This window comes from Exiguobacterium sp. UBA7533 (assembly GCF_002479335.1).
Taxonomy (GTDB): Bacteria; Bacillota; Bacilli; order Exiguobacteriales; family Exiguobacteriaceae; genus Exiguobacterium_A.
Window position 1 is genome coordinate 597161 of sequence record NZ_DLMP01000001.1, and the last position, 7983, is coordinate 605143.

Genomic DNA, 7983 nt, shown 5'->3' on the forward strand with positions numbered 1-7983 from the left:
TCGCTTTGCTTGCCAATTCTAAAAAATCGGAGGGTTACTCATGCAATTATTGAAATGGGACGGTCACGTTCACAGTCCATATTGTCCACACGGTACGAAGGATCCACTCGAAGCCTACATCGAGCGTGCCTTAGAGCAAGGCTTAGAACGAATCAGCTTCACGGAACATGCCCCTTTACCTGAAGGTGTGACGGATCCTGCGCCAGATAACGATTCCGGAATGTCGTTCGCGACAGCCGATGCCTACCTGAAGGAATTAACGCAACTCCGTGAGACATACAAGAATCAGATCGACATCCGGATCGGGATGGAGTTCGACTACTGGGAAGGACATGTCGACGGGACGCGTGACATCATCGCCCGCTACGCTGACGTCTTAACCGACGGTATTCTCTCACTGCATTACTTATACATTGATGATCAGTATTACGGCGTCGACTTCAGCAAGGAAAGCTTCGGTGAGATCGTCACGAAACTCGGAAACGTCACAGCGGTCCACGAACGCTATTATGAAGGCATCCAAGCCCTCGTCATGACGGATCTCGGTGCACACCAACCGAAGCGGCTCGGTCACTTGACGTTACCGACGAAGTTCATCCAAGCCTATCCGCTCGAATCGAATCCGACGAACCTCGACGACACTTTACGGAAGATCCGGCAAGCGAACTTCACACTCGACGTCAACACGGCAGGACTCCGGAAGCCGTTATGTGGTCTTTCCTATCCTTACCCGGAACTCTTGCAAGTCACGCAGTCGTTATCAATTCCGCTCGTCTATGGATCAGATGCCCATCTCGCAAAAGATGTCGGTGCTGATTTCGATTTCAAATGGTAAAACAAAAATCCGGATGCCGCAGCGTCCGGATTTTTTTGTTTAGGAATACGGAAAATCAGCAGCGTCGACAGGAGCAATCGATCGTGCCATCTTTTTTAATTGTGCTAGCGACACGTTACCGGACAGGAGGACGATTTGATTGTCCTCGACGTAATAAAGGTTCGTTCTCTCTTGTTTTTCTTGGAAGTAAGCTGTCTGTCCGTTTGCAAGCGTCGTTTCCTTCCAGTCCTCGCCTTGAACGTCTTGCTTCGGAACGACGGTTAGCAGAATCGTTTGTGACTTCGTGTGGAAGAACCAGACGCTATCGTCCCCATTAAGAGTTGAACTACTCATAATCGCTTGAAATGGTAAATTCAAACCGCGAGTTGAACCATCATCTTTTTTAATATTTTGAACGTCGTCATGTAAACCGCCTTTTAAAATCCAGTTCTTCTCTTGCTTGGTATACTCTAATACAGCAAGACGATCTGCTCCTTTTGGGTAATGCAGCGTCACGTAAGCATGATTCCCGAGGGCGACACTACTCCAGATATCGCCTTCAGTCGGATGCGCTTTTGTTCCATCTTTAAAGTAAAACGTCACGTGACGACGGAAATCCGCTTCAAACGAATCCTTTTCTGAAAAGTCTTCTGCTTTAATACGTTGTACGATGGCATCCGGCTCAGCACCATCCTCAGCAGTGTTATCATCAATCCATCGCGTGTGAAGCTGATTCAAAGGCGGAACTTGGTCTGGTTCTGCACAACCGGTCAAAATACTTGCAGCGAATAATGCACTGATTACACCAATCCGTTGAAATCGCATGACAATCTCCTTTTCCTCTTTTTTCCTTTCTTTGAGTATCTCATGTTGCGGGACTACGTCTTTAAGAAAATTACGAAAAGAAGGAAAGGAGAATTTCTGATTAATACACATTCATACATGAAAAGATCTACAGACAAAAACAGACTAGCCCTCTTCGATTGAAGAGAACTAATCTGTTTCGTATGTTTCATTCTAAGTTGGCATGTTTCCCGTACATCGTTTGTGAATCAAGCCGCTTATCTTCCATGATCTGCAGAATCAAAGCATCATAGAACAATAACATCGTCTGTTCGAACAACGAGCCCATTGGTTGAACCGTCTCGTCCGCTGATGCCGTTTGTTCTTTTGGAACTCCAGGCAATTGGACGACCAAGTCGGCTAATCGCGCTAACGTCGATGTCGGATTGATCGTGACGACGGCAACCGTCCCACCAAGTTGCTGTGCTTTCTCGACGATTGGAATCAATGTTTTCGTCTCACCCGATCCGGAACCGACGATTAACAAGTCACCCTCACGTAAATTCGCCGTGACTGTCTCGCCAACGACATAAGCATCGAGTCCCATGTGCATCAACCGCATGACGAACGCTTTCCCCATCAAGCCGGAGCGACCGGCTCCTGCGAGAAAGATCCGGTTCGCTTGCAGCACAGCGTCTGCCAGTTCTTTCGTCTCGGTCGCATCGATTGCTTCAACCGTCGAAGTCAGTTCTTCGATAATCGTTTGAATGTGTGTCATTTACGCCTCTTGTAGCATCCGGTGCATCGTTGACGCTGTCTCTTGTTTATCATCTTGTCCTGTGATCCCGCCACCGACGATGATCAGATCAGGACGTGCAGCGATGACTTCCGGTAACGTCTCCATCTTGATGCCACCCGCAACAGCTGTTTTTGCATTTGTCACAACTGACTTGATTGTCGCAAGATCCTCAAATGAGTTTTGACCGACTGCTTGGAGATCGTAACCTGTGTGGACACAGATGTAGTCGACGCCTAACGCATCGAGTTCTTTCGCACGTGTCGCAATATCTTTCACGGCAATCATGTCGACGAGAATCTGTTTGCCTGATTTTTTCGCTTCTTCGACTGCCCCTTTGATTGACATGTCTTCCGCTGCCCCAAGGATCGTCACGATGTCGGCACCGTGTGCGACAGCTTGGCTGACTTCGTAACCGGCAGCGTCCATGATTTTTAAATCAGCGAGGACCGTTAAGTTCGGGAACGCGGCTTTCATTTCTTTGACGGCGCGGAGCCCTTCGTTGATGACGACCGGTGTCCCGATCTCGACGATATCTAAATTGTTTTCCCCGATTTCTTTGACTAAAGCAATCGCACCTGCTGTATCGACTAAATCAATCGCGAGTTGTAATTTCATTTTGTATCTCTCCCATTCTTCTCTGTATTGTCGTACCTGACACTTCCTTCAAACGTTCACGAAAGAACAGGACTAAATATAATCCGCAGGAGCATTCTTGAGAAGTACGCACTTTTAATTTACATAGTGCGGTTTTTCATACATAGTGCAGAAAAGTATACTGTCGTTCGGAAGAAAGACTATACTGGAGCAGGAGGTGGAACGATGCCACATTTTGAAGACCGTCAGTTTAACTGTGAGAAGGAATTGACACTCTCGATCATCGGGGGAAAATGGAAGATGCTCATTCTTTGGCACTTAGGTAAGGAAGGAACAAAACGCTTCGGGGAACTAAAAAGTCTGATGCCCGGGATCACGCAACGGATGCTCGTCAATCAACTTCGAGAACTTGAAGACCACCACATCATTCACCGGGAAGTCTACCCGGTCGTACCACCGAAGGTCGAATACTCGTTGACGCCGCATGGACATAGCTTAATGCCGATTTTAGATGCGATGTATGACTGGGGTAAGGATTATGCGAAAAATGTTCTGGAGATCGACTTCGAACAACAAAAGATATCACCATAAAAAAGATGCTCACGGTCTCGTCTCTTTTCAGAGATAAGTCCACGGAGCATCTTTTTTTAGGATTCTTCTGTCGTATAGATTTTCGACATCGCCAGTTCATCAACGTATTCCCCATCGATGAAGAGTGATGCGATGCGTGTTCCTTCGATGTTAAAGCCAAACTTATGATAGAGCTCGATTGCCCGCAAGTTATCCTTGCGAACCGTCAACTCGAGTCGGATGAGCCCTGCTTCAATGGCAAACGCATCGACTGCCTCAAGTAGACCCGCACCAAGACCACGACCCGTGTAGGCATCGAGCAAACCGATGACAAGATTCGCCCGGTGACGGATCCGACTTGGCTCACCACCGACAACGAGCACGTATCCGACGAGTTGTTCATCGACGTCCACGACAAAGATATCCGAGTTAGCAGCCTGACCGAACTTCTCGATAAACGCCTCGGCCTGTTCCGTCGACAGGACGCGTTCCTCCGGCTCATACAACATATATTTCGTTTCCCGATCAATGCGTCGCATTAAGTCCGATAAGGCTTTTCCGTCCATCAACGTGGCACGTCGTATCATAGGTTTCAGCTCCGTTCAAAGGAATCACATAAAAAAATATTCTGTAATTCCCCCAAAAAATTAGTAGTTAAGATTAGGTACTTGATTGAGCTTTTACGTTTGAAAGAACTAAATCATAAATTAACTTCCCTAAAATTTCATTTTTTTGATTTTCTTCATCAATTAGTATTAAACTTGATAAATTATCTATAGAGTACTCATCAAATAGATTAGGAAATTGTTTTTTTAATTGACTCTTATATAATGCATTCAAAACATAGCTTTGTTCTATTTTTTTATTTACATAGCCTCTATATTCATTATAAACACTCTCTAATTGAAAAAGTGCAACGTTGTTGTAAATCATATACTTTTCAGTATCGGATTCGCAATTCGCATGAATTCCAATTTTATAATCCTCACTTTTCCCTAAGGCGATATCCACAAAATTAACTTTTTTAATCGTTTTAATTTCATCCAAAATGAATATTTTATTAAAATTATAGGTTTTTTGTACCTTATTAAAATTTTTCTCAATGGTATTTTTTACAGCAGTAATACATTTTCTTTGAATTGAGTTCTTTTTCTTTTGTAATTCGTATTTTTTTCTTTCAGTAAGAATTTTTCCATATTCTATACTTAATTCAGAAATTAATTTTTCATTTAATTCTATGGCTTCCAGTTTACCTAAACTCATTAATTGTCGTAATTTCATAATATATATATGGAGACTTTGGGAAATTTTCAAGATGCATTTGTACATAGCTTCGTTTTCACTATTAAACTCTTTTATCTCTAAAAGCAATTCATATATTTTATTTAAATCTTCTTCATCTTTGTTGAACTTCTCAATTTTTTCGAAATCGAATAAATCATTTTTGGAAGCTAATTCTAAATAATATCTTTCCTCTTTGGAAAAACCTGCACCTTCGACTTCCCCTAATTTCTCAAAAGCACTTTTAAAGTCGTCTTTAGAGTAAATAAATTTAAACTTAAATTTATTTATTAAGTTTTTATCATAAGGAGAGAAATTCCTTGTAAAACTTGTATAATAAGTACTCTTGAAACGCTGATTACAATATATACAACTCGGAACTAAATTAGATAATGTAATCGCAAAAATCGGAAAAATACTTTTTGGTAAAAAGTGATCTAAATCGGCCATTCCTCTTGATGAGGCTCCTGATAGAAATTGATTAGATTGAACCGTATGAATAAAGTTCGCATTGCAATATGGACAAACAACTTGATTTAATTTTTTTAAAAAAATATAGCTATTCCACGAAACATTACTTCTTTTAGTAAAATTATCATAAGCTTTAAGAAAAGCGTTTGAAATATTGGAAAGTAAAATTAAAAAATCATTTTTGAGTTTTTTATTTATTAATAATAAATCTTTTAAATCATAAACTAATGTTAGATATTCCATTTGAATCTTTTTTAAATCTTCAAAGCTGCAACTTACAATTTTTTCTAAATTAGAAATCAAATAATTAATAATCCCTAGAAAAGGTTTATTATTTTGTCGTTCGCTTAATGAAGAGAGATCTTTTTTTAACTTACTACTATCATTAGCTAAGATTTTATGCTGCATAAGTAAAGAATTAGGAATCTGAATGTGAATCATAATTTACTCACTTCTTTCCTCTAGCTTCTTTAATTGTATTTTTAAACTCTCAATATCTTGAATTATACCATCCATTTCTTTTGGTTTATTTAAGATACTTCTTTGATTGTATAGTTCAATTAGTTTCGCTTTAATTATAGGTTCTCCTATCTGATTGATAAATTTTTCAATATAATCTTGATCTAAAGACGCATTCACATTATTTTTTAATAAATTATTGGCTACTTCATTAATCTTCTCTTTTGCGTATTCACCGATAAGACCATCAGATAGGAAAAATGAATGCGAAAATAAGTCATGAATATTAGCACCTAAAGTTGCTGGTATATTTTCAAGTTCATTTTGTACAACTACGTTTCCTAAATCATCTTTTTTTAATAAAATCAAACAGTTAAAAGGAAGCTCAGACAAAATAAATGGAGAGTGTGTACTTAAAACGACTTGAATATTTTTTTCTTGTAATTCTAAACTATCTAACATGCCTGAAAGTACACTTATTATTTTTTTTTGAAGCATAGGGTGTAATGATATTTCAGCTTCGTCTAACAAAATAAGCACATCTCTATGTTTTGAATCTTTAATTGCTAAATATAAACTTGTACATAGATTAAGTAATTGAATTTCACCTGAGCTTAAATTTCTCCATGAAAAATGAAGTGATTTATTTTTTCCAGATAAATCATTGTACTTGTTTACAAAATTATAAATGCTTTTATTATTAGATTTGGTTATCTTAATACGAGGAATTTTAATATTAATTATTTTATCAATACCGACACTATTTTTATCTACTTCGAACATCTTAATTCTATGAGTATCCAAAATCATATGTTCTCGATTGACTAAAAAATCTGTTAAAAGATATCGAATGAAGTTTGTGTAATCACTAAACAATTTCTCAACACGTTGCTTTAATTTTTTTCTTCTTTCAATTTTAAGTTTTTCAGTATAATTTAAATTAGCGATTTCTTCTAAAACTACCGCAGAAAATGATTCTATTAAGGGTATGATATCTTCTATTCTCGTTAGATTATATTCTTTTCTTTTTTCTTTTTCTTTGATAATTTCCTTTATTTTTTCAAACAATATATAATCTAAATTTGAAAATAAATTTTCTACTATTATTAATAACATCATTTCTTTTGATCCGATATCTTTTTTTGAATTCAAAATATAGTTATAAAAAACTTGTTCTCCGAAAAAGTTATTTACTTTTTTCTCAAAACGTAAATATATATTTAGTTCATCATTTAGTAATAATAAATCATTTCTTTCTCTTAAACTCATAAAATCATATTTAATGACTATTTCTTCTGGAATTATTAAATGATCATTTATTTTATTATTTAAAGAACTTTCGTTCAAATATCTTAGTGCGTTTTTAATTTCTTCTGATTTTAATTCATACAAATAATCTGTATTAAATCGATTCTCGCTAGATACTCCATTAATGATTCTCATGTCTTCCGAAAAAAGCTCTTCGTAATCTCCAACTTTATTAATTAATGAATCTATTTTATTACCAATAGATAAATCTGTATAATCGAATTCTCTGTTTTTATTACTTTTATAGCTTCTATTGTAGGTTTCATAGTTCCACTGATTTGTATAAAATACTAAGCTTCTTTCGTTACCTATTCTAGTTTGATTTTGTACTTCTGTGGAATTTCTTTCAATGTCTTCAATAGTTACTTTTTTAAATTGAAATTCTATATTTTCATTTCCTATATTAATATCAAGTATTATTGATTTTATTTTTGGATTTACTTGAAAATCAGATAGTACGTATTTATTATCATTAATAACAATAGCTGAGTTCTCTTCCAATAGTTTTTCACTGTAATATATACAATAGCATTTGTCTTTTTTTTCAACTAAAACTGTTTCGAGTGGTAAAAAATTAAATCCATAAAAAAAACGACCTTTTATAGAATCTAATATTGTAGATTTTCCAACCCCATTATTTCCGGCAATTGTTGTAATACTATTTATATTTCTCCCCCAGTAGTTATCTAAAAAATTTTTATTTTGCATAAAACTCAATGACTTATTCTTTTTATTATAATTTACAATTAATTCATTACTGAAATTTAAATCACAATTTTTAAAATTTCTAAATCCATCAAAATAGTAGTAGACCAACAAAAAAATTCACACCCTTAATTAAAGTAATTGTTAGTATAAACAAAGAAAGTGCTTAATTCTTAAGTTGAACTGAACCCCGAATGAT

The 7983-nt window shown here is 36.7% G+C and carries 8 protein-coding genes; 2 read left to right on the forward strand and 6 right to left on the reverse strand.

What is annotated here, in order from left to right; genetic code table 11:
- Positions 1–40: 40 nt before the first annotated feature.
- On the forward strand, positions 41–835 hold the full coding sequence (gene hisJ, locus B2U10_RS02995; RefSeq protein ID WP_290785502.1) for a histidinol-phosphatase HisJ: 795 nt from the start codon (positions 41–43) through the stop codon (positions 833–835).
- Between the two features lie 39 nt (positions 836–874).
- On the opposite strand, the gene B2U10_RS03000 is transcribed toward hisJ, so the two are convergent.
- From B2U10_RS03000 to hxlA, 3 genes are all read right to left on the reverse strand, one after another.
- The gene (locus B2U10_RS03000; RefSeq protein ID WP_290785507.1) at positions 875–1639 is read right to left on the reverse strand and encodes a hypothetical protein; all 765 of its coding nucleotides are present in this window, start codon (positions 1637–1639) and stop codon (positions 875–877) included.
- Positions 1640–1826: 187 nt separating this feature from the next.
- Positions 1827–2375 (reverse strand): 6-phospho-3-hexuloisomerase, encoded by a 549-nt coding sequence (gene hxlB / locus B2U10_RS03005; RefSeq protein ID WP_149427764.1) that lies wholly within the window; start codon positions 2373–2375, stop codon positions 1827–1829.
- A complete protein-coding gene (gene hxlA / locus B2U10_RS03010; RefSeq protein ID WP_214805356.1) occupies positions 2376–3011 on the reverse strand; it encodes a 3-hexulose-6-phosphate synthase in 636 nt (211 codons plus the stop codon).
- 204 nt (positions 3012–3215) lie between these two features.
- On the opposite strand from hxlA, the gene B2U10_RS03015 reads away from it, so the two are divergent.
- Positions 3216–3581, forward strand: coding sequence for a winged helix-turn-helix transcriptional regulator (locus tag B2U10_RS03015; protein WP_029342458.1), 366 nt, complete (start codon positions 3216–3218; stop codon positions 3579–3581).
- Between the two features lie 56 nt (positions 3582–3637).
- Here B2U10_RS03015 and B2U10_RS03020 read toward each other — a convergent pair whose 3' ends face one another.
- From B2U10_RS03020 to B2U10_RS03030, 3 genes are all read right to left on the reverse strand, one after another.
- The gene (locus B2U10_RS03020) at positions 3638–4147 is read right to left on the reverse strand and encodes a GNAT family N-acetyltransferase (protein WP_023469196.1); all 510 of its coding nucleotides are present in this window, start codon (positions 4145–4147) and stop codon (positions 3638–3640) included.
- Between the two features lie 73 nt (positions 4148–4220).
- Positions 4221–5753 (reverse strand): hypothetical protein, encoded by a 1533-nt coding sequence (locus B2U10_RS03025; RefSeq protein WP_214805358.1) that lies wholly within the window; start codon positions 5751–5753, stop codon positions 4221–4223.
- Positions 5754–5756: 3 nt separating this feature from the next.
- Positions 5757–7898: an AAA family ATPase gene (locus B2U10_RS03030; RefSeq protein WP_290785513.1), complete on the reverse strand. Its 2142-nt coding sequence runs from the start codon at positions 7896–7898 to the stop codon at positions 5757–5759.
- Between the last annotated feature and the right edge of the window lie 85 nt (positions 7899–7983).

Bases quoted from the DNA above. Each gene is read 5' to 3' on its own strand.
- B2U10_RS03000 (WP_290785507.1), bottom strand. From the start codon at position 1,639: ATGCGATTTCAACGGATTGGTGTAATCAGTGCATTATTCGCTGCAAGT.
- hxlB (WP_149427764.1), bottom strand. From the start codon at position 2,375: ATGACACACATTCAAACGATTATCGAAGAACTGACTTCGACGGTTGAA.
- B2U10_RS03015 (WP_029342458.1), top strand. From the start codon at position 3,216: ATGCCACATTTTGAAGACCGTCAGTTTAACTGTGAGAAGGAATTGACA.
- B2U10_RS03025 (WP_214805358.1), bottom strand. From the start codon at position 5,753: ATGATTCACATTCAGATTCCTAATTCTTTACTTATGCAGCATAAAATC.
- hxlA (WP_214805356.1), bottom strand. From the start codon at position 3,011: ATGAAATTACAACTCGCGATTGATTTAGTCGATACAGCAGGTGCGATT.
- hisJ (WP_290785502.1), top strand. From the start codon at position 41: ATGCAATTATTGAAATGGGACGGTCACGTTCACAGTCCATATTGTCCA.
- B2U10_RS03020 (WP_023469196.1), bottom strand. From the start codon at position 4,147: ATGATACGACGTGCCACGTTGATGGACGGAAAAGCCTTATCGGACTTA.